Source organism: Planktothrix rubescens CCAP 1459/22 (genome assembly GCA_904830895.1).
Lineage (GTDB): Bacteria > Cyanobacteriota > Cyanobacteriia > Cyanobacteriales > Microcoleaceae > Planktothrix > Planktothrix agardhii.
This window is the reverse complement of record LR882958.1, coordinates 4,774,350-4,795,978: the sequence shown is the minus strand read 5'-3', so window position 1 is coordinate 4,795,978 and position 21,629 is coordinate 4,774,350. Positions and strand designations below refer to the sequence as shown.

The 21,629-nt window shown below is 38.8% G+C and carries 21 protein-coding genes and 1 pseudogene; 16 read left to right on the top strand and 6 right to left on the bottom strand.

Going from position 1 to position 21,629, the window contains the following annotated elements; translation table 11 throughout:
• Nucleotides 1-8: 8 nt before the first annotated feature.
• Nucleotides 9-377, bottom strand: a complete 369-nt coding sequence (locus tag NMG86_RS21715) for a response regulator (protein ID WP_026787647.1) — start codon at nt 375-377, stop codon at nt 9-11.
• A 221-nt stretch (nt 378-598) separates the two neighbouring features.
• Between NMG86_RS21715 and purH the strand changes: the two genes are divergently transcribed.
• Nucleotides 599-2,146 (top strand): bifunctional phosphoribosylaminoimidazolecarboxamide formyltransferase/IMP cyclohydrolase, encoded by a 1,548-nt coding sequence (purH, locus tag NMG86_RS21710; protein ID WP_026796486.1) that lies wholly within the window; start codon nt 599-601, stop codon nt 2,144-2,146.
• Nucleotides 2,147-2,231: 85 nt separating this feature from the next.
• On the top strand, nt 2,232-2,861 hold the full coding sequence (locus NMG86_RS21705) for a tetratricopeptide repeat protein (RefSeq protein WP_026796485.1): 630 nt from the start codon (nt 2,232-2,234) through the stop codon (nt 2,859-2,861).
• A gap of 96 nt (nt 2,862-2,957) precedes the next feature.
• Here the strand turns inward: NMG86_RS21705 and NMG86_RS21700 are convergent, their stop codons facing one another.
• Complete coding sequence (locus tag NMG86_RS21700; RefSeq protein WP_043939028.1) at nt 2,958-3,737, bottom strand: pentapeptide repeat-containing protein; 780 nt, start codon at nt 3,735-3,737, stop codon at nt 2,958-2,960.
• Between the two features lie 439 nt (nt 3,738-4,176).
• Between NMG86_RS21700 and iscB the strand changes: the two genes are divergently transcribed.
• From iscB to NMG86_RS21645, 11 genes are all read left to right on the top strand, one after another.
• Nucleotides 4,177-5,454 (top strand): RNA-guided endonuclease IscB, encoded by a 1,278-nt coding sequence (gene iscB / locus NMG86_RS21695; protein ID WP_026796484.1) that lies wholly within the window; start codon nt 4,177-4,179, stop codon nt 5,452-5,454.
• Nucleotides 5,455-5,799: 345 nt separating this feature from the next.
• Nucleotides 5,800-7,239, top strand: a complete 1,440-nt coding sequence (locus NMG86_RS21690) for a DUF5009 domain-containing protein (protein ID WP_026796483.1) — start codon at nt 5,800-5,802, stop codon at nt 7,237-7,239.
• Nucleotide 7,240: 1 nt separating this feature from the next.
• Nucleotides 7,241-7,798: a bifunctional adenosylcobinamide kinase/adenosylcobinamide-phosphate guanylyltransferase gene (cobU, locus tag NMG86_RS21685; protein WP_026796482.1), complete on the top strand. Its 558-nt coding sequence runs from the start codon at nt 7,241-7,243 to the stop codon at nt 7,796-7,798.
• A 69-nt stretch (nt 7,799-7,867) separates the two neighbouring features.
• Nucleotides 7,868-8,524, top strand: coding sequence for a SanA/YdcF family protein (locus tag NMG86_RS21680; protein WP_026787639.1), 657 nt, complete (start codon nt 7,868-7,870; stop codon nt 8,522-8,524).
• Between the two features lie 273 nt (nt 8,525-8,797).
• Nucleotides 8,798-9,439: a transaldolase family protein gene (locus tag NMG86_RS21675; protein WP_026787638.1), complete on the top strand. Its 642-nt coding sequence runs from the start codon at nt 8,798-8,800 to the stop codon at nt 9,437-9,439.
• Nucleotides 9,440-9,568: 129 nt separating this feature from the next.
• Nucleotides 9,569-10,084, top strand: a complete 516-nt coding sequence (locus NMG86_RS21670) for an inorganic diphosphatase (protein ID WP_026787637.1) — start codon at nt 9,569-9,571, stop codon at nt 10,082-10,084.
• Nucleotides 10,085-10,225: 141 nt separating this feature from the next.
• Nucleotides 10,226-10,417 carry a hypothetical protein gene (locus NMG86_RS21665; protein ID WP_141292899.1) on the top strand — a complete coding sequence of 64 codons (192 nt, stop codon included), beginning with the start codon at nt 10,226-10,228 and terminating at the stop codon, nt 10,415-10,417.
• Nucleotides 10,418-10,650: 233 nt separating this feature from the next.
• Nucleotides 10,651-11,559 (top strand): MBL fold metallo-hydrolase, encoded by a 909-nt coding sequence (locus NMG86_RS21660; protein ID WP_026787636.1) that lies wholly within the window; start codon nt 10,651-10,653, stop codon nt 11,557-11,559.
• A 72-nt stretch (nt 11,560-11,631) separates the two neighbouring features.
• A complete protein-coding gene (locus NMG86_RS21655; protein ID WP_026787635.1) occupies nt 11,632-12,204 on the top strand; it encodes a hypothetical protein in 573 nt (190 codons plus the stop codon).
• A gap of 19 nt (nt 12,205-12,223) precedes the next feature.
• Nucleotides 12,224-14,998, top strand: coding sequence for a hybrid sensor histidine kinase/response regulator (locus NMG86_RS21650; RefSeq protein ID WP_043937723.1), 2,775 nt, complete (start codon nt 12,224-12,226; stop codon nt 14,996-14,998).
• A gap of 6 nt (nt 14,999-15,004) precedes the next feature.
• On the top strand, nt 15,005-16,255 hold the full coding sequence (locus NMG86_RS21645) for a sensor histidine kinase (protein WP_026787633.1): 1,251 nt from the start codon (nt 15,005-15,007) through the stop codon (nt 16,253-16,255).
• 76 nt (nt 16,256-16,331) lie between these two features.
• Here NMG86_RS21645 and NMG86_RS21640 read toward each other — a convergent pair whose 3' ends face one another.
• Complete coding sequence (locus tag NMG86_RS21640; RefSeq protein ID WP_043937722.1) at nt 16,332-16,667, bottom strand: ArsR/SmtB family transcription factor; 336 nt, start codon at nt 16,665-16,667, stop codon at nt 16,332-16,334.
• 194 nt (nt 16,668-16,861) lie between these two features.
• Between NMG86_RS21640 and NMG86_RS21635 the strand changes: the two genes are divergently transcribed.
• A complete protein-coding gene (locus tag NMG86_RS21635) occupies nt 16,862-18,007 on the top strand; it encodes an alkene reductase (protein WP_026787631.1) in 1,146 nt (381 codons plus the stop codon).
• A 152-nt stretch (nt 18,008-18,159) separates the two neighbouring features.
• Here the strand turns inward: NMG86_RS21635 and NMG86_RS21630 are convergent, their stop codons facing one another.
• The gene (locus NMG86_RS21630) at nt 18,160-18,489 is read right to left on the bottom strand and encodes a hypothetical protein (protein ID WP_043937721.1); all 330 of its coding nucleotides are present in this window, start codon (nt 18,487-18,489) and stop codon (nt 18,160-18,162) included.
• A 495-nt stretch (nt 18,490-18,984) separates the two neighbouring features.
• Between NMG86_RS21630 and NMG86_RS21625 the strand changes: the two are divergent.
• A pseudogene (locus NMG86_RS21625) lies at nt 18,985-19,705 on the top strand (ISAs1 family transposase).
• 373 nt (nt 19,706-20,078) lie between these two features.
• Here NMG86_RS21625 and NMG86_RS21620 read toward each other — a convergent pair.
• The gene (locus tag NMG86_RS21620) at nt 20,079-20,204 is read right to left on the bottom strand and encodes a hypothetical protein (RefSeq protein ID WP_264477052.1); all 126 of its coding nucleotides are present in this window, start codon (nt 20,202-20,204) and stop codon (nt 20,079-20,081) included.
• Nucleotides 20,205-20,416: 212 nt separating this feature from the next.
• Between NMG86_RS21620 and NMG86_RS21615 the strand changes: the two genes are divergently transcribed.
• Nucleotides 20,417-20,797, top strand: a complete 381-nt coding sequence (locus NMG86_RS21615; RefSeq protein ID WP_026787629.1) for a hypothetical protein — start codon at nt 20,417-20,419, stop codon at nt 20,795-20,797.
• On the opposite strand, the gene NMG86_RS21610 is transcribed toward NMG86_RS21615, so the two are convergent.
• A complete protein-coding gene (locus tag NMG86_RS21610; RefSeq protein ID WP_036843513.1) occupies nt 20,768-21,559 on the bottom strand; it encodes a thioesterase II family protein in 792 nt (263 codons plus the stop codon). The genes NMG86_RS21615 and NMG86_RS21610 overlap by 30 nt on opposite strands.
• Between the last annotated feature and the right edge of the window lie 70 nt (nt 21,560-21,629).

Genomic DNA, 21,629 nt, shown 5'->3' with positions numbered 1-21,629 from the left:
ACTGATTCCTACCTCGGTAGGAGTTGTTTTATTGTACTCAACAGTTCTTCGGGACGGAAAGGTTTGGAAATATAGGCATCAGCCCCTTGTCTGATTCCCCAGATGCGATCAAAGTCCTCACTTTTACTAGAACACATAACTACGGGAATATTCTGGGTTTTGGGATTTTTTTTAATATGGCGACACAACTCATAGCCGTTCATATTGGGCATAACAATATCTAATACCACTAAATCCAGTTGTGTGACCTGTTCAATTTTTTCTAAGGCTTGAACTCCATCTTCGGCTGAGATCACCTCCATCCCACTGTCTCGCAACATCTTAGCAATTATCTCTCGGAGAGCGTTGCTATCATCGACAATCATCACTGTAGTCATTTTTAATTTTGGCTATTAAAAGCTAGAATATAGGGATTTTTGAGAGTGTTTTTACGTTTCTTGATCCTATTCTAGCGGATTTCACTGACCAAAACATCCACAACTTACAAATTAAATTCTTGAGTTCGGTTTTGTTATTGGTGGCAATGGGTAGGAACAGAAATTGAGCCAGTAGGTGCAACAATGGTAGATTGTTGTTTTTGAATTCGGAGTTTTGCCCAATGGCCCGTTTAGCTTTATTGAGTGTATCTGATAAACGAGGACTGATTGAGTTTGCTAAAAACCTAGTTGAAGAATTGGGTTTCGACTTAATTAGTAGTGGCGGTACAGCAACAGCTTTAAAAGCGGCCGGACTTGCTGTTACTAAAGTCTCTGATTATACGGGATTTCCTGAGATTTTAGGCGGACGAGTTAAAACCCTCCATCCTCGCATTCATGGCGGAATTTTAGCCCGTCGAGATGTTCCTCAAGATTTAAGTGAGTTAGAAACCCATAATATTCGTGCTATTGATTTAGTCGTAGTTAATCTTTATCCCTTTGAACAAACTATTGCTAAACCCGATGTAAGTTTAGCAGACGCGATTGAAAATATTGATATTGGCGGCCCAACTTTATTACGGGCATCGGCTAAAAATTATGCCCATTTAACTGTATTATGTAATCCCGAACAATATGGATCTTATTTAGAAGAATTCAAGCAAAAAAATGGGGAAATTTCTTTAGAATTTCGTCAACATTCTGCCTTAAAAGCATTTCAACATACGGGAGCTTATGATAGCGCGATCGCAGCCTATTTAGAACAACAAGAACTCAATTCTGAATCTCCCTTACCCCAAAGTTTTGTCTTAGCAGGAACTCAAATTCAATCCTTAAGATATGGCGAAAATCCCCATCAACCTGCGGCTTGGTATCAAACCGGAACTCAACCCACAGGTTGGGCATCGGGTCAAATTTTACAAGGTAAACCCTTAAGTTATAATAATTTAGTCGATTTAGAAGCCGCTAGACGGATTATTTGTGAGTTTCCCGATCAACCCGCCGCCGCCATTTTAAAACATACAAATCCCTGCGGTGTTGCCGTTGCCAATAGTCTATCTACAGCTTATGAAAAAGCCTTTAATGCTGATTCAATTTCTGCCTTTGGGGGAATTGTAGCATTAAATCGGACTATTGATCAAGAGACAGCAACGGCTTTAAGCAAAACCTTTTTAGAGTGTATTGTTGCCCCAGATTGTACTCCAGAAGCGTCTCAAATTCTCAAGAAAAAATCTAACCTACGGGTGTTAATTTTACCTAATTTAACTCAAGGGCCAAAAGAAACAATTAAACTAATTGCAGGTGGTTTTTTAGTCCAAACCGCCGATGATATTGTGGAACAATCTACGGACTGGAAAGTGGTGACAGAAAAGCAACCTACTCCAGAAGAATTAGAGGAATTAATGTTTGCTTGGAAAATAGTTAAGCACGTTAAATCTAATGCTATTGTTGTTACTAAAAATCAGACGACATTAGGGGTTGGGGCGGGACAAATGAATCGGGTCGGGTCAGTAGAAATTGCCCTCAAACAAGCCGGAGACAACGCTCAAGGCGGGGTTTTAGGAAGTGATGCCTTTTTCCCCTTTGATGATTCAGTTCGCACGGCGGCGGCGGCAGGCATTTCTGCTATTGTGCAACCGGGGGGAAGTATGCGAGATCAAGATTCAATTAAGGCAGCCAATGAGTTAGGATTAGTCATGGTTTTCACGGGTATTCGTCATTTTCTGCATTAATTAAAATATAATCAATATTCCGATAGATGACAACCTATCGGAATATTGTGAAGAAAAAATTTAACATCAGATTACAATTACAAAGATGAAAAATAAACCGTTAAATTTAACCCTGATAACAACAATAATTTTAGGAATAATTATTGTATTATCATCCAAAGTACAAGCTCAAAACGATTTACCCAGTCCCAGCGAGTTGCGGGGTAAACCCAGTGAAGCGGAACAGGAAAAGTTAGACAAGAAAGAATCTCGACAAGCAATATTTCGTCAAGCAATTCAACTCTATCAAACTGGAAATTATGCCGATTCTGAAGCAATTTTTCGTCAATTGGTAGAAAATCAACCCAAAGAAGCTAAATATCATTTTTATTTAGGAAATTCTTTATTTTATCAACGAAAAATAGAAGAAGCTACTCAAGTCTATCAAGAAGCTATTAGTTTGAATCCTCAATATGGGCTGGCTTATAATGCTTTGGGATTTTTACACGCCAGTCAAGGACAATGGGATGAAGCGATCGCCCAATATCAAAAAGCCTTAGAAATTAATCCTGACTATGCGGAAGCCTTAAAAAATTTAGGGGAATCTTTATGGAAAAAAGGCAATACCGCCGAAGCCAATAATGCTTGGAAAAAAGCCTTAGAATTATATACACAACAAGGGAATAATAAAGCCGTCCTCCAACTTCAAGAAATGTTAAATAAAACCTCACAATAACATTAATCGTAGGGCGGGTTCCATCACAATTTATAATTCCTACAAATAAGATTTGTAAACCCGCCCTACTAGATTTTTTAGATTATCTGATCAACATTAATTCAAGGGAAATTCTTGACTTTCAACCTGTTCTGAAATCGGTACCACCACACAATTAACCACATTTGTAATTACACAAACAACAGGAGATAAATCCGTGCCTTGTAGCAGGCTTCCTCGGAGGGTTGTTTGAGATAATTTAGCCCGATCAATGTTAGTATCAGCTAAAATTGTAGCGGTTAAATTAGCATTTTCTAAAATAGTCCGATCCAAATTAGCTTTGCGTAAATCCGCACCCAATAAATTAGCACGGGTAAGGTTTGCTGCTTCTAAATCAGTTTGAAATAAAAATGCCTTACGCAAATCAGCATTTTCTAAATTAGCTTGGTTAAGATAGGATTGGCTAAAGTTTGTACCGACTAAACTGGCGTCTCTTAAATCCGCTTTGATTAAATTTGCCTGAGCTAAATCCGCTTGGGAAAGATCGGCTTCTCGGAAATCTACCCGTTCTAATATAGTATTCCTTAAATTAGCACCAAATAGGTTAGCAGATGCTAAATTAGCTTGAGTTAAATCGGCACTATATAAATTAGCTTGATTCAGATTAGCACTGCGAAGATCAACACCTCTTAAATCTGCTCCTTGCAGTTGAGCTTTAAATAAATTAGCCCCCCGCAGATCAAACTGTTGCAGATTTGCGCCTCTTAAATCACATTCGGGACAACGATTTGTAGTTCTTAATTGTTGCAAATCCGATTCGTTTTCTGCTTGAGCGACAGTTGCAAATCCCAATGTAGATAGAATAACAGACAATGCTAAGATTTTAAAATTGATCATCCTCACTCCATTTTTTAGTATTTCTGCTCAATCGTTTTTAACCCTGGGGGTAGCAATAGGTTGAGCATTTGCCCAAATTCTATCATAAACAGCAGAAGTGACAAGATTTTTTTAACTGAATGATTGCCATTTTAGAAAATAGGAGTAAAATTAAGTTGTAATTAAGTTAACTTTTTTTCAGGGAAAATTATGGACAACGGAACTTGTCAGCACCCCGCACTAAAGTGACGGGGCTTCATACCTCTAACTTTAGTTAGCTGACCAGCCTAAGCCTGAAGGCTACGTTTTCTGAATCATAATACCTACAAATGCGACGCTAGTTTGTAGCTCTATTGTTAACAATTAAACAGTTTTACGAGGGGTAAGACAGTGTTGTTAACCTAACAAGTTCAGAAAACATTGGCGAAGCGAACATTACCCTAGAAATAGGAGTCATTTTATGTCTAATTACGTCTTTGTTATTAACACAAATAAACAACCTCAAAACCCATTACATCCAGCCCAAGCTCGATTGTTATTGAGTCAAGGTCAAGCTGCTGTTTATCGCCGTTATCCATTTACTATTATCTTGAAGGAGTCAAAGCCTGAATCAGAAACAGAACATTTAACTCTCAAAATTGACCCCGGTTCTAAAACCACTGGAATTGCATTAGTTCAGGGTAACAAGGTGATTTGGGGTGCGGAATTAACTCATCGAGGTCAAGCAATTAAAATGTCTCTGGAATCTCGACGTTCATTGCGTCGTTCCCGAAGAAATCGTCATACCCGTTATCGTCAGGCACGGTTTTTGAATCGTACCCGACAAAAAGATTGGTTAGCACCTTCCTTACAACATCGAGTTAAAACAAACCTAACTTGGGTGAATAAATTAATTAAGATTGCACCCATTGGTTCAATTATTCAAGAGTTAGTCAGATTTGACTTACAACAACTTGAAAATCCTGAAATATCAGGGATTGAATACCAACAAGGAGAGCTACAGGGATACGAGGTTCGACAATACTTACTGGAAAAATGGCAAAGAAAATGTGCTTACTGTGGAATAGAAAACGTCCCTTTTCAAGTAGAGCATATCCATCCTAAAGCTAAAGGAGGTAGTAATCGGATTTCCAATCTTTGTTTAGCTTGTGAAAAATGTAATCTTAAAAAAGGAACTCAAAGTATTGAGGAATTTCTAATCAAGAAACCTGATGTTCTTAAACGAATTTTATCCCAAGCCAAACGACCCTTAAAAGATGCCACTGCCGTAAATTCAACTCGATGGTCACTGTTTAATCGGTTAAAAGAAACGGGTTTACCTGTTGAAACAGGTTCCGGTGGTTTAACCAAATTCAACCGCACCCGATTAAACCTACCCAAAACCCATTGGATAGATGCAGCTTGCGTTGGAAAAGTTAAAACTTTTAAAGTTTTAACTAATAAACCCTTATTGATTCAGGCAACAGGTCATGGTTCAAGACAAATGTGTCGAACAGATAAATTTGGTTTTCCCTCTCTTTACATCCCTCGTTTTAAATTTGTTAAAGGGTTCCAAACTGGTGATATCATTAAAGCCGTTGTCACCCAGGGAAAGAAAATAGGAACATATATAGGACGAATCGCAGTCCGTTCTACTGGTAGTTTTAATGTTTCGACTTCCCCAGGATTAATACAAGGAATAAATTATAAATACTGTCGTAAAATTCACAGAAAAGACGGCTACTTTTATTCCTTTTAGTTTTTTTACAGGGGAATAAATTCCTCTGAGTCGTGTTTTCTCTGTTGTCTAAAGACGCTCTCGTTTCCACACTCCCATGAGGTTTTTATGAATTGTACACTCATAATGTTTGGGGTTATTAACCCTAAAAAAATACCTACATTCGGCCTGTAGGGGGATCATTCCCCATTTTTCCAAGGGGGGTGGGGGGGTCTCAGACTAGAAAAAAATCAACTAACTTTCGGTTTTCTAGCTTACTTTTAGCGTTAAGTTGACACCAATAGGCGCGCTGTCTCCCTACGATTATTTAGATTTACAGCTATTTGTACAACTGATTTATACTTGCTATATATAAGGTTTACCATAATGAAATTATTATATCAATATCGATCAAATATTAAACGAATAGATGCCTTAGATGCTTTGCGAGGACTAGCGGTTTTAGCAATGGTTTTATCCGGTGTAATTCCTTTTAATGGAACTTTACCGCCTTGGATGTATCACGCCCAATTTCCACCTCCTAACCATCAATTTAATCCTAAAGTATCTGGACTAACTTGGGTAGATTTAGTCTTTCCTATCTTTCTATTTTCTTTAGGAATAGCGATTCCTTTAGCGTTATCTCGACGGTTATCTCAAGGATGGAAAACCTTTGATATCATTATAGGAATTTTAAAACGGGGATTTTTATTAGCAACTTTTGCAATTGTTTTACAACATTTTAGACCAACAGTTATTAGTCCTGAAACTAATTCGGAAAAATGGCAACTGGCTTTAATTGGATTTATGATATTATTTTTAATGTTTGTACAATTACCTAAGTTTATTCCTAAATGGTTGAATTTGGCTTTAAATTTAATGGGTTGGGGTGCTGCGATCGCAATTTTAACTCAAATTCAATATCCCCATGATCCTAAATTTCCTCAATTTTCTCTCTATCGGAGTGATATTATTTTATTGGTATTAACTAATATTATTATTTTTACTTCTTTTATTTGGTTAGTCACTCGAAATTATCCCCAATTTAGGATCGGGTTACTGGGAGTTTTATTAGGTCTAATTCTCTCGAAATCCGCCGGAGGATGGATAACAGATATTCTATCAATATCCCCGATTCCTTGGTTATATAAATTTGAGTATTTAAAATATTTATTTGTTGCGATCCCCGGAACTTTTGTCGGGGAAGAAATTCTTAATTATCAAGAGGTTGATGATCAAGATATCCCGAAAAATTGGAACCAATATCGCTTAATTGGAATTGTGATTGTCATGGGAATAATCATTTTAAATGTAATTATTGGTTTACAATCTCGCTTACTCCCCCAAACCACAGGAATTAGTTTAATTTTATTGATTTTCGGTTATCGCTTAGTCAATGAACCTAACCATCCCCTAGAAATGTTATTATATCAAATGTATCAATGGGGAATGTATGGGTTAATTTTAGGATTAGCTTTTGAACCCTATCAAGGAGGAATTAAAAAAGATCCCGCCACCATGAGTTATTTTTTTATTACCACGGCGATCGCTATTTTTCTGTTAATTATCTTAACAATTTTGATTGATGGTTTTCAGCAAAAACCCTGGTTTCAGTTATTCATTGATACGGGTAAAAATCCGATGATTGGTTATATCGCCTTTGCTAATTTATTATGGCCGATTTTAGAATTAAAGGGTTGGACTACTAAAATTGAAGCCCTAACTAATACTCCCACCCTGGGATTTTTGCGAGGATTATCTTACACTTTAATTATAGCTTTATTTGTGAGTTTGTGTACAAGATTAAAATTATTTTGGAAAACTTAATATGAATTCTTTAATTATTCCTTCTGAATTAATAGTAGTAACTGGCCCAGCCCGTTCAGGAAAAAGTGAATGGGCGGAAACCTTAGCCAGAAAGTCTGAAAAACAAGTGATTTATATTGCTACATCTCAACTAGATCCAACGGATCAAGAATGGCAAATTAGGATTCAAAAACATCAAGAACGTCGTCCGATGTCCTGGGAAATTTTAGAAGTTCCGATAGACTTAACTGCAACCTTAGAAAAAATATCCAGTCAAGATACTTGTATTTTAGTAGATTCTTTAGGAACTTGGTTAGCTAATTTGCTAGATCAAGATCAAATGACCTGGGAAAATACTCAAGATCAATTATTAAAAATATTAGATAAACTTCCAGGAAATATCATCTTAGTGGCCGAAGAAACGGGATGGGGAGTGGTTCCCGCCTATCCCATGGGTAGAACCTTCCGCGATCGTTTAGGGGCGTTAGTGCGTCATTTGGGGGCGATGGCGAACTCTGTTTATCTGGTAACGGGGGGTTATGTTTTAAATTTGACCCAATTGGGTTCCCCGTTGAAGTAGAAATAACCGCTTTGCTGATACCCTATTCCTAAACCAAACTTTGTCTCTACCACGGTCAACTTTAATTTTATGCCTAAATGGTTTGTCTTGCACTGGCGTTTTCTGATTTTATTAATGGTTTTGGGAACAGTATTAGTCCCTTTTTTGTTAACAATTTATATTAAAACTGTTACGAATAATCGTCGATATACTCAACCGGAAACAGTCCCAAATGAACCCGTAGCAATTGTGTTTGGGGCAGGAGTTTGGGCGGATGGAACCCCGACACCTATGTTAGCAGATCGGGTAGAAGGGGCGGTAAAATTATATCGTTTGGGGCGAGTTCATAAAATATTAATGACGGGGGATAATGGGACTCCCGAATATAATGAAGTGGTGGCAATGCAGCAATATGCAGAACGTTTGGGAGTTCCAAATAAGGATATTAAGTTAGATTATGCTGGATTTAGTACCTATGAAAGTTGTTATCGGGCTAGAGCAATTTTTGGCATAGAAAAGGCGGTTTTAATTACTCAAAAATATCATCTTCCCCGGGCGGTTTACACCTGTAACAAATTGGGTATAGACTCGGTAGGTCTAGGAACACCAGACTGGGGAAAATTTCAGGATGATTCCATGAGATTCTATACCCAAAGAGAAATTTTAGCGGTAATTAAAGCTATCCTAGAACTGCATATTGTTCGCCCCAAACCGACATTTTTAGGGCCATTTGAAGGAATGTCATGAATCAGTTATCAGTTATCAGTTGAGAGTTATCAGTTGAGAGTTATCAGTTGAGAGTTATCAGTTGAGAGTTATCAGTTGAGAGTTATCAGTTGAGAGTTATCAGTTGAGAGTTATCAGTTGAGAGTTATCAGTTGAGAGTTATAGGATAATACTAAACCTTGTAACAAGGGGCATAACTTACTATTCCCTATTCCCTATTCCGGTGTTCCGGTGTTCCGGTGTTCCGGTGTTCCCTAGCTCTATAAAAACCAACACCTAAAAAAAATTAAATCTATGGCTTTATATTTGGATTCGGCAATTATTTCAGAAGCACAAATAGTTAAAGATTGGGGATGGGTGAAAGGACTTACAACCAATCCTACTTTATTGGCAAAAAGTGAATTATCTCCTGAAGAAACCTTAAAACAGTTAAAACAATTAATTTCGGGGGAAATCTATTATCAATTAATGGCATCGGATTTTCAGGGAATGGTAAGGGAAGGAAAAAAAGCCTTTGAATTACTAGGAGAACAAACGGTTTTAAAAATTCCAGCGACTTCCGTAGGATTTCAAACAGTTGCCTATTTATCTGCCGAAATTCCCTGTTCTGTGACTGCCATTTATAGTGCCGCCCAAGCTGCTGTAGCGATGGAATCGGGGGCCAAATATGCGATCGCCTATGTGAATCGGGCAACTCGATTATTAGGGGATGGTATTGAATTAGTCAAACAAATGAACGACATATTAACAGGAAGTCCGACTAAAATATTAGCCGCCAGTATTAAATCCCCCCAGGAAGCCGCTGCCACCCTACAAGCCGGAGCCCATCATTTAACCTTACCCTTAGAAATCTTAAGGGCAATCACAACCCATGAATTATCAGAACAAACTGTTATAGAGTTTAATCAAAATGGTCGGGGAATCGGCGCTGGTTAAATGGGGATACTGAATTGATCTCGGTGGCAAACAGCCCAACCCCCTTGGAGGAAATCCCCATCCCCTTTAGAATATTAGAGGGGAGCTTTCCCCGATGTTGATGATTATCTAAAGTTTGGAGAACGATTCGTGGATTTATCGAAGATTGTACCCCAACCCAAACCGGGTTTAATTAACGTTTTGATTGAGATTCCCGCCGGAAGCAAAAACAAATACGAATACGATAAAGAGTTACAAGCCTTTGCCCTTGATCGGGTTTTGTTTGCCTCTGTCCAATATCCCTTTGATTATGGCTTCATTCCCAATACCCTAGGGGAAGACGGAGATCCCTTAGATGGTTTAGTGATTATGGATCAACCCACCTTTCCCGGTTGTGTGATCGCAGCCCGACCCGTTGGGTTTTTAGAAATGATCGATGGTGGCGATCGGGATGAAAAAATTCTTTGTGTTCCCGCAGCCGATCCACGCTACGCAGATGTAAAATCTCTTAAAGATATTCCCCATCATCGCCTAGAAGAAATTGCTGAATTTTTCCGAACCTATAAAAACCTAGAACGGAAAGTCACTGAAATTCTGGGTTGGCAGGATGTGGATCAGGTTGGGCCCCTAGTAGAAAAAGGGATTAAAGCCGCCAGTAAACAGTGAATTACAAATTATGAATTACGAAATTAATTACGAGTTACGAATTACGAATTACGAATTGTGTCTTATCGTAATTATTAATTCGTAATTCATAATTGTTTAAGATGCACCAAACACTACTCTACGCTAAGATTTATCGAAAAAATGGGTAGAAACCCCGTGGTTCTACGACGGCTTTGTGTTAGAATGTGGATGGTCACTGACCCACCCGTGACGATGGATTCAGACAGCCTAACGAGCGAAGCCCAGTTGTACTGGCGGCGCAGACAAATCGGTAGACAGGGAAAAGAGGATAGGGCAATGGGCAGTCCACCCCTAGAATCAACACAAACTTAAGAATTCTCTTTTTGAGACTTCGACACATAAGAACCGCAGGGCTTGCGGGGATAGTCTGTGGAGCGAACATAAGACCAGAAAACTCCTTGTGGGTAGAGGCAGTTGCTAAGAAGCAGAAACCTAAATCGTGAGGTTTGGGAATCACCGTCCGTTTATGGCGGGGAGGATGTCAATTCCATGCCTTTTCAATTGTAGGCTGAGTCAACCTTCTACGTCCAAGGCTAAAACAAACGATGCCAGTTTCTGATCCTTCAGCCCAGAACCCACATTCTTATGATCAAGCAACCCCCATGGACAAGAACTCTGAAACTGATTTTTCCGTAAGATTCTGGGGGGTGCGGGGCAGTATACCCACGCCTGGATCGCAAACGGTTGAATACGGAGGAAATACCTCCTGTGTGGAAATGCGCTTGGGTGAAAAACGCTTAATTTTTGATGCAGGTACAGGCTTAAGAGTCTTGGGAATGGATCTGCTCAGACAAATGCCCGTGGAAGCCTATATGTTTTTTTCCCATACCCATTGGGATCATATCCAGGGATTTCCCTTTTTCGTTCCCGCTTTTATTCCAATTAATCGTTTTCATATTTATGGGGCGATCGCACCGGATGGCAGTACCATCAAAGATCGTCTCTGTGATCAGATGGTTCACCCCAATTTTCCTGTCCCTATCCAGGTCATGCAGTCAGACATGAAGTTCTATGACCTATTTCCGGGAGATACATTAACTTTAGATGATATCAAAATTGAAACCGCACCCCTGAATCATCCCAATGGGGCGGTGGGATATCGAGTTACTTGGCAAGGAAAGACGGCGGTTTATTGTACCGATACCGAACATTTTCCCGATCACTTCGATAAAAATGTTTTACATCTGGCCAGGGACGCAGATGTTTTTATTTATGATGCCACCTATACCAACGAAGAATATCACAATCACGAATTGCCTAGAATTGGTTGGGGACATTCCACCTGGGAAATTGGTGTAGAAGTCGCCAAAAAAGCTGGAGTCAAGCAGGTGGTTATGTATCAACATGATCCATCCCATACCGATGAAATTCTGAATCAAATTGAAGCCCAAGTTCAGGCTGTTTTTCCCAACGGGGTTGTTGCTAGGGAAGGCATGATCTTAAACCTGAATTAACTGAAAGTCTCCAAAAACAGTGCTAATCTGAGCTAGGATTTCAGTGATGTTGCCAGATCATTTGTCTTGGTTATGGGTTTTTTAAGTCAAAACAGAATTCAAAAGCAAAAGGGACGTTCTCCTTCCTGGGTATTAATTGTAATAGTCGGGCTGTGGAGTATCGGTATTGCCTTGGGGATAACACAAACACCCCCTTTAGTCTCCCCAGTAGTCCTGGCTGAAAACGCGCCTAGCCCCAATCAGATCGGCAGTGTGGACAGTATTCAACCCGCATATAAACTGGGACATGAACTTTATCTCAACACCTGTTCAAGCTGTCATATTGCTATCCCACCCCAGGTATTTCCCACCCAAACTTGGCAGCAAGTGATTCAAGATCCAGAACATTATGGTGCAACGCTGCAACCCTTAGAAGGGCCATCATTATTGTTAATGTGGAAATATCTCCAGACCTATTCCCGTCCCATTGCTCTCAAGGATGAGACCATCCCCTATCGTTTTAATCGTTCCCGTTATTTTAAAGCCCTCCATCCCCGGGTTGATCTTTCCCAACCTTTGACGGTGAATAGTTGCATCAGTTGTCATCCGGGTGCATCGCAATTTGACTTTCGCAGCTTAACACCAGAGTTGCAAAATTCTCCTTAAGTTAACTGCTTTTATTACTATGATATTATCATTCTTTCCCATCTTTCGTCGATCGCATAAATCCCAAGGAATTCCCCTAAGTTTGGCACTTGTAGTTCCTTTTTTATTAGAAATTTCTATTGCTGTTGGTTTGACAGGTTGGTTAACTTTCAATCATGGAGAAAAAGCTATTAATAAACTCGCACAAGAAATTGAAAATGAAGTTAGTTCTCGGATCGAACAACACTTAAATAATTATCTTTCTACACCCCATAAAATTAATAAAATTAATGCCGATGCTGTTGAATTAGGGTTATTAGATCTGACCAATTATTCTGAAGTTGGGCATTATTTTTGGAGACAACTTCAAGCCTTTGATGTGGGTTACGTTTATTATGTATTACCTACGGGAGAATATGCCGGAGCCGGATATTTTTTAGATTTGAATAAAGCTACTATTGATGAACTTTCTCCTAAAACCGAATGGAATTCTAATATTTATGCAACAGATCCCCATGGGAATAGAACTAAATTAATGGGATCTTTTGATAATTATAATCCCCGCAGTGAAGCCGCTTATACCGATGCAGTTCGGGCAAAAAAACCGATTTGGAGTAAAATTTATCAATGGGATAATTTTCCCGATATTGTCTCTATTTCCGCCAGTTATCCCCTATATAATGATAGCAATAATTTAATTGCTGTCTTGATTTCTAATTTACGCTTATCACAAATTAGTGAATTTTTAAAAAATTTAAAAACCAGTAACTCTGGACAAATATTTATTTTAGAACGTAACGGACTTTTGGTGGCAAGTTCATCGTCTAAACCTCCTTATCAAATGGTTGATGGTGTGGCAAAACGACTGAATGCTGCTGATAGTCAAGATCCACTAATTCGAGAAACCTTTAATACTATCACTCAAAAATTTGGTCAAACTTACTCAATTACTACAACTCAATCTCTACATATTCAAATCAATAATCAACGTCAATTTGTCAATATTAGTCCTTGGAAAGATCAATGGGGTTTAGATTGGTTAATTGTCGTGGTAATTCCAGAATCCGATTTTATGGGGCAAATTAATGCGAATACTCAAAAAACCATTATTCTTTGTTTAATTGCCCTGGGAATTGCTATGATATTTGGACTATTAACCTCCCGTTGGATTACCCAAAAAATCATGGATTTGAGTATTGCTTCCCGGGAAATTGCCAGTGGAAATCTCAGACAAAAAATTCGGATTAAAGGTATTAAAGAAATCATGCTTCTGGGGGATTCTTTTAACCAAATGGCTCAACAATTACAACAATCCTTTACGATTTTAGCCACTTCCAATGAAACTTTAGAACAACGGGTAGAAGAACGTACAGCACAACTCCAAGCCGCGAAAGAAGATGCCGAATCTGCTAACCAAGCTAAAAGTGAATTTTTGGCTAATATGAGCCATGAACTCCGCACTCCCTTAAATGGGATTTTAGGCTATGCTCAAATTCTACAACGGGAACCAACTCTAACTCCTAAACACCGACAAGGACTCCATATTATTTATGAGTGTGGTTCTCATTTATTAACCCTAATTAATGATATTTTAGATTTTTCTAAAATCGAAGCGCGTAAACTAGAACTCTATCCTGTAGATTTTAATTTAGAACATTGTTTATGGGGAATTATAGAAGTTTGTCGCCTGAAAGCTGAACAAAAAGAATTACAATTTACTTATCAATCTTTAACTTCTTTACCCGAAGGAATTTATGCTGATGAAAAGCGGTTGCGTCAGGTTTTATTAAATCTATTAGGAAATGCAATTAAATTTACTGATACCGGGTCGGTTTGTTTTGAAGTCAAGGTTTTATCGGAATCAATCGAATCTGATTCTATCAAAATGTATATGATAAGGTTTAAAATTGAGGATACGGGAATTGGGATGACCTCTGAACAAATTCAAAAAATATTTTTACCCTTTGAACAGGTAGGAGAACACGCCAGAAAAGCCGAAGGAACTGGATTGGGATTAGCCATTAGTAATCAAATTGTAGAAATGATGGCAGGCAAAATTAATGTTAAGAGTATTCCAGGAGTTGGGAGCAAATTCTGGTTTGATGTCAATTTACCCGCAGCCAAAGATCAACCGATTAAGAAAACTGAAACTTCACAAAAAATTGTCGGTTATCAAGGAGAAAAACAGACCATTTTGATTGTAGATGATCGCTGGGAAAATAGATCCGTTATGGTTAATTTATTGGAACCCCTCGGCTTTGAACTCATCGAAGCAACCCAGGGACAAGAAGGATTAGAAAAAGTTAAACAATTGTATCCTAATGTCGTAATTACTGATTTAATGATGCCTATTCTGGGGGGCTTAGAAATGACTCGACAATTAAGAACCGATCCCGAATTTTATGATCTAATTATTATTGCTTCTTCTGCTTCTGTATTTAGTGCAGATCAAGAAGAATGTTTAAAGGCGGGTTGTAATGGGTTTCTATCTAAACCCATACAAGAAGAAGTTTTATTAAATCAACTCCAAGAAATGTTAAAATTAACCTGGATTTACGAAAGTTCAGAGCCAGTAGTATACAAATCAAGATCACCTGTGTCTGTTAGTTCTTTAATTATTCCTCCTTCTCAAGAACTGATTAACTTGTATAATTTTGCCAAGGGAGGTTATATTTTAGATATTCAAAATGAAGCTAATCGGATTAAACTGTTAGATACTCAATATACTGCTTTTGCTGATTATATGATTCAATTGGCTGAAACCTTTGAAGACGAACAAATTATCCACTTTATTCAACCCTATATTAATAATTAATAATCCATGAAAAATTCCTATTCCTATTCTATTTTAATTGTTGATGATAATTTGACTAATGTTAAGTTATTATTGGATATTTTAAATCAATCTGGCTTTAGAGTTTCTATTGCCAAAAGTGGAGAAAATGCTTTACTAAAACTTCAAGACACCTTACCGGATTTAATTTTATTAGATGTGATGATGCCGGGAATTGATGGCTTTGAAACTTGCCGTCAGTTAAAACAAAATCCTAAAACTAAGGATATTCCCGTGATTTTTATGACCGCTCTCAGTGAGTTAGTTAATAAAGTTAAAGGGTTACAAGTGGGAGGAGTAGATTATATTACTAAACCCATAGAACCGGAAGAAGTATTAGCCCGAATTAATGTGCATTTACAATTAAGAAAAATGCAGCTTCAGTTAATTCAAACTGAAAAAATGTCTTCTCTTGGTCAGTTAGTCGGGGGTGTCGCCCATGAAATTAATAATCCGATTAATTTTATTTATGGAAATATCTTTTATGCTCAACAATATGTGGGAGATTTACTCAAAACCATTAAACTTTATGAACAGTATCTCCCACCGCATATTCCTGAACTTGAACAATGGTCTGAAGAAATTGATTTAGAATTTTTGAAAAATGACCTTCCTCACCTTTTATCCTCAATGGAAGTCGGTGCAAATCGAATTCGAGATTTAGTACGATCATTGCGAGTATTTTCTCGACTGGATGAAGCACAATTAAAAACCGTAGACCTCAAAGAAGGAATTGAAAGTACATTAATGCTGTTAAGTCATCGCTTCAAATCTACCTCCCATCGTCCTGAAATTCAAGTGATTCGAGATTACGATAAATTATCGACTATTGAATGCTATGCTAGTGAAATTAATCAAGTTTTTATTCACTTATTGAATAATGCTATTGATGCGATTGAAAGTAAAGTCATAACGTCAAAAAATCAGACCACATCAGAGAAAGAATTTATCCCTAAAATTACTATTAAAATTGAACCTCACACCGATAAATCTCAATTAATGATTAATATTGGTGATAATGGAATTGGGATGTCCCCAGAAGTAATTCGTCGCAGTTTTGATCAATTTTTTACCACAAAACCTGTGGGACAAGGCACGGGTTTAGGATTGGCAATTACCTATGCTATTATTGTTGATAAACATGGGGGAACCTTAACCTGTAGTTCTGAGGTAGGAGAGGGAAGCGATTTTACAATGATTTTACCGTTTTACCAGGAAATCAGTTATAGCGGGGAATAGGGAACAGGGAATAGGGAATAGGGAATAGGGAATAGGGAGCACCGGAGAAAAAGATTGCACCATACTTGCATAAGCATTACTCCTTTTTAAATTCCGACCGCATTAACCCTTGAAAACACTCCTCTAAGACATTCCAATTAATCGAATTATACTTGGTTTGCCCGTCTTTTCTAATTTGAATTAATCCCGCTTCTGCTAAAATTTTAGAATGGTGACAAAACAAAGCCAAACTAATTCCTGCCCGGGATGCCACCTTAGAGCCACTCATTTCCTCTTGTCGTGCTAACATCTCAATTATTCGCAATCTCGTTGGATCACCTAAAGCTGCAAATATTTTAGCTCGTTTTTCCGTATCACTGATGGTTACGGTTAAAGGTGAATAGGTATGGAGATTTTCGCAGGAGTCGGACATAATGGGTTTAAACTAGAGCTATATTTCCATCGGTATCAACCACTTGACACGGATGCTGTATTATTTCTATTCTAACTCCTTTGCATCCAAAGTCAAACAGTTAGATAACTGCTTGACTTTTTTGGGTAAATGTTTTATCCTGATTATTAAACAGTTGTTTAACTACTAAACCAAGTCTAGGGCAAAAAGATATAATGAACAGTCAATCTAACCTATTTTCTGCCTTCCAATTGGGTCGCTATACCTTACCCAACCGCCTTGTTATGGCCCCACTAACCCGCAACCGCGCCGGAGTTGGAAACGTCCCCGTCCCCCTCAACGCCGAATATTATGGACAACGAGCCTCGGCGGGATTAATTATTACCGAAGCTACCCAAATCTCCCCCCAAGGAGTAGGCTACCCAGGCACACCTGGAATTCATTCAGCCGAACAGACCGAAGGCTGGAAACTCGTCACCCAAGCAGTTCACCAACAGGGAGGCCGGATTTTCCTGCAACTGTGGCACGTTGGCCGGATTTCCCATCCTTTATTGCAACCCAATGGAGCTTTACCCGTAGCCCCTTCAGCCATCGCCCCCGAAGGCACGGCGAGTACCATGGAAGGGGAAAAACCCTTCGTCACCCCCCGGGCTTTAGAAACCGAGGAAATTTCTGGAATCGTAGAGGACTATCGCAAGGCGGCGGAAAATGCTTTAGCTGCGGGATTTGATGGGGTAGAAATTCATAGTGCCAATGGCTATTTATTGGATCAGTTTCTTCAAGATGGTACAAATAAACGCACCGATCAGTATGGTGGCACACTCGAAAATAGAAGCCGATTTTTATTAGAAGTAACAACAGCAGTTGTTAGTGTTTGGGGAAGCGATCGCGTCGGGGTGAGACTGTCTCCGGCGGGTACATTTAATAGTATATCCGACTCTAATTCCGTGGCAACCTTTAGTTATGTAGCTAATGCTTTAAATCAATTTAATCTAGCCTATTTGCATATTGTTGAACCGCGATCAAATGCTGATGCTCTGAATAATTGGGCTAAAATAGATCAGGCAGAAATTCCTTTAGCCGAATTAAGTGCGGGGTTTTTCCGTAACTATTTTAAGGGGGCAATTATCTCCGCCGGATCTCATAATCGAGACAGTGGAAATCAAGCGATCGCTTCTGGAAATGCCGATTTAATTGCCTATGGGCGGTTATTTATTTCTAATCCCGATTTGCCAAAACGTTTTGAGATTAATTCCTCCTTAAATCCTTATGATCGATCTTCATTTTATGGGGGAAATGAAAAAGGCTATACCGATTATCCCACTTTAGAACAACTGCCATCTGTTGCCGTTCATTCGTAATCATAGCAGTCGGCCTTGGCAGTTAAGACTGATACTGATCTCTATTGCCTGTTCCGGTGTTCCCTACTATACAAATTAGTTCTCAAAAATATAGGGGCTAATTAGCCCCTTGGGAATTATCATAGGATTTTACAGTTAAGAAACAGCAACAATTAAGCGGCAATAGGGATATAGATTCTAGCATTTTCAATCCGATTAATAATTGCTTTAACTTGCGATAAATCCTGGGATTCAAACCAATCGTCGGTTAAATAATCGTAGGCTTCCCAAGTTTGAGTGACTTCAAAATCATAGCAGATAAACCATTCCCGATAGAGTTCCCCTTGATCGATATCAGGACACAACGAAAGCCATTCATCTCCAGTAAAAGTTTCAATCTTATTAATAATTTCTTGCAAATCTGAAATACTCAAGGAACTATCACAAGGGTTAGTAAAACTGGCAGTAGATTCAAAAGTTGTTAAAGTCAGATTGGATTTCATGGTTAAAATTTAACTCGATGTTCTTACTTTACTTATATTTACTCTGACAAATACAGGGGAGTGTGACACTATTTAAACTAGACCAGTTCCGAGTCATCCTATTAACACAACCGACTCAAAAGATTAAGCTAAAGTTCCAGGGTGCATTAGACAGGTTCGAGAATGGCACAGCCATGTCGTTCGTGTTGGGAAAAACTGTCTAGGGTTTTAGTCATTTCTGGTCAGTCAATCGGGAATCAGGACAAAATCAAGATCACACTAAGATTTATTGATGGGTTGGATGGGTGTCGAGTTGCTATAGCAGGGAACACCGGAACACCGGAACAGCCCCCCAAACCCCAGGGCTGTTTCATTCTCTAGGAAAAACTGTGTGACCTCTCCCCCAACCCCTTTTGAGGGCAGGGCTGTTTCAAAGTCGGGTGAAAAAGAGTAAAGAAATAGCGATCGCTACCTGATAAAATCAAGAGCGGTCGCTAACTTTTTATAAAAATAAAGATGCTAACAACTCTAATAGAAAAACTAAAAAAAGTCAAGGATTACCGAAAAGCCCAAGGAACAAGGCATCCGCTCTGGCTAGTATTATTAATAGTCATCTTGGGGCTGATGCAGAGAAATTTAGGTTATAGAGAACTCGAAAATTTTGCTAAAATTAATCAAAAAGAACTCAGTCAAGTTGTAAAAATTAAGCTGGAAAAACTGCCATCATACTCAACAATAAGAAGGGTAGTAGAGGGGGTAGATTGGTCAAATTTAATCGAGATATTTAATGAGATGTGTATTAAACCTGAAAAAGTTGGAGAACAAAAAAGTTTCGGTTTATCAAGTGAATAGCAACTTTCACAAAGGCTGGAAACATCTGAAAATTGTGATTCAGATAGAAAGAAGTGGCAACAGAGGGAAAAAACCCTACAAAGAAAAAGTATATTATATCAGTAGTGCAGTCAACGAGGCGAAAACGTTAGCTCAAATTATTAAAGGACATTGGGGGATTGAGAATCAATGCCATTGGGTAAAAGATGTAATTTTTCAAGAAGATAAAAGCCGAATCCGTAACTTTCAAGCAGCTACCAACTTCTCAACTCTAAAAACTCTGGTGATCAATCTTTTCAGAAGTTGGGGTTTTGTATCAATAACAGAAGGACAACGGTGGTTAACTGATCACTGGCACAAAATTTTTATTATCTCGGAACTGTTTCCCCTGAAATCCTCAAGATAATCGAGTAAATCAGCGGCAAAAATCCAAATAAAATAGATATAAATCCTCTATGGTAAAGATATAGAGAAGTTTTTTTTGCTTAAAAATCAGAAAGATGATACCTTGAGCAATATTCCTGATAATTCAGTTAGAATTACTCGGTTTTTTCGCCGAATGAGGCAAAAATTGGGGAGTTAAATTGAGTCCCCAATTTTGGAAAATGAAACAGCCCTGCCGTGCACGGGGGGCTAGGGCAGGAGGGAACACCGGGGGAAAACACTTTACCGTCTGGGTTCCAAGATCCGTCTGGTGTCTTAACTGCCTTGGCGGTTGCTATATCCTTTGAAAATGGCCCATGACCCAGAAAATTTTTTCTCTTAAACCTTGTTATCCTTTATGCGGCTACTACCTCAACGTCCTTAGCTTCAGGTTTCACAACAATCCATTTTCCCGTTTGGGGATCACGGTAGGCGATGAAGGGGTTGGGGCGTAGTTCTTTTGCGGAAAGTTGAGTTGCCATAGGTCAGCACTCCAAAGACTTAGCCTTATCTTTAAAATTGTGCCATTCTCAATTGAGGTTTACCGTGATATCATCCTGATCTAATTGTGAGGTTGATCAGGGGTTATGGGTGATGGAAGACACAGGAATTGGGTGATTTGTCCCATTTTAATGTGAATATTTGTATTAGGGTGGGGAATGCGATCGCTCAATTCTACGGAGATTTATAGATAATGCAAACTGAAACTAAAGTCTCTTTACGATCACAAGAAAAAACTAAAATATTCATGGTTAATCCTCGTCCCAAAACTGCCAAAAAAACCAGACAAATTCCCCTGAGATTACTATTGATTGTCCCCTTTGTATTGCAAATTGTAGGCGCGGTAGGATTAGTCGGTTATCTTTCCTATCGTAGTGGACAAAAAGCGGTAGAAGATATGGCAAAACCTTTGATGGTAGAAATCGGCGATCCCGATGTCCAAGTTGTAATAGAATTAATTAAAGAAATTCCAGATCCAGAAATTCCTCTAATCCAATTTCTAACAAAAGCAGTGCGGAAATTTCAATTTGAACAGATAATTGACTTAATTGATCCCCTGATCAATGATCAATAGCGATTTTCCCAAGCATTCTAGGACAAGAGATTTGGCTGAGTGCAAAAAGAAATGATCTCCGGGAAACATCTCCACAGAGAAAGCCGAGTTGGTTTGTTCCCGCCAAGCTTCTATCTCCAAGGCGTTAGGTTTCAAATCTTCTAATCCACCAAAAGCAGTAATTGGACAATCCAGAGGCGGTAAGTCCTTGTAGGAGTAAGTTTCAACTACCGAAAAATCGGCTCGGAGAGTAGGAAGCAACAGTTCCATCAACTCAGCATTTTCTAGTACCGCTTCCGGTGTACCAGCATAGCGACGCAATTCCTTGATCAATTCCGATTCTGGTAGGGCGTGAATTTGGGGAGTGCGATCGGGAATTTGCGGAGCGCGGTATCCCGAAACGAACAGGTGTAATGGACTTTGGTTATATTCTTTACGAAGTAGCCGCGCCAGTTCAAAGCTAACTAATCCGCCCATACTGTGACCAAAAAAAGCAAAAGGTTTAGTTAGGTGGGGTAATATGGCCCGGTCAAGAGCCTGTATCAGAGGCTCCATTTGGGTAAAAGGGGTTTCCCGCAGTCGAGAATTACGTCCGGGAAGTTCGATTGGACAAATCTCAACCGTTGATGGTAGACTATCAATCCAAGAACGAAATATCGCGGCCCCACCCCCGGCATAATGAAAGCAGAATAGTCGTAATTTAGCTTCAGGATTAGGTTTTGGATATGTTACCCAGGAGTTAGCAGTTGGGGTTAGATTGGGCTTTAGTTGGTCTATTTGCATAAATTTCTGTTTAGTGGAACTTCAACAAATTTTAATTTAAACAAAGCTTAATGCAGTTAGTAAATATTTC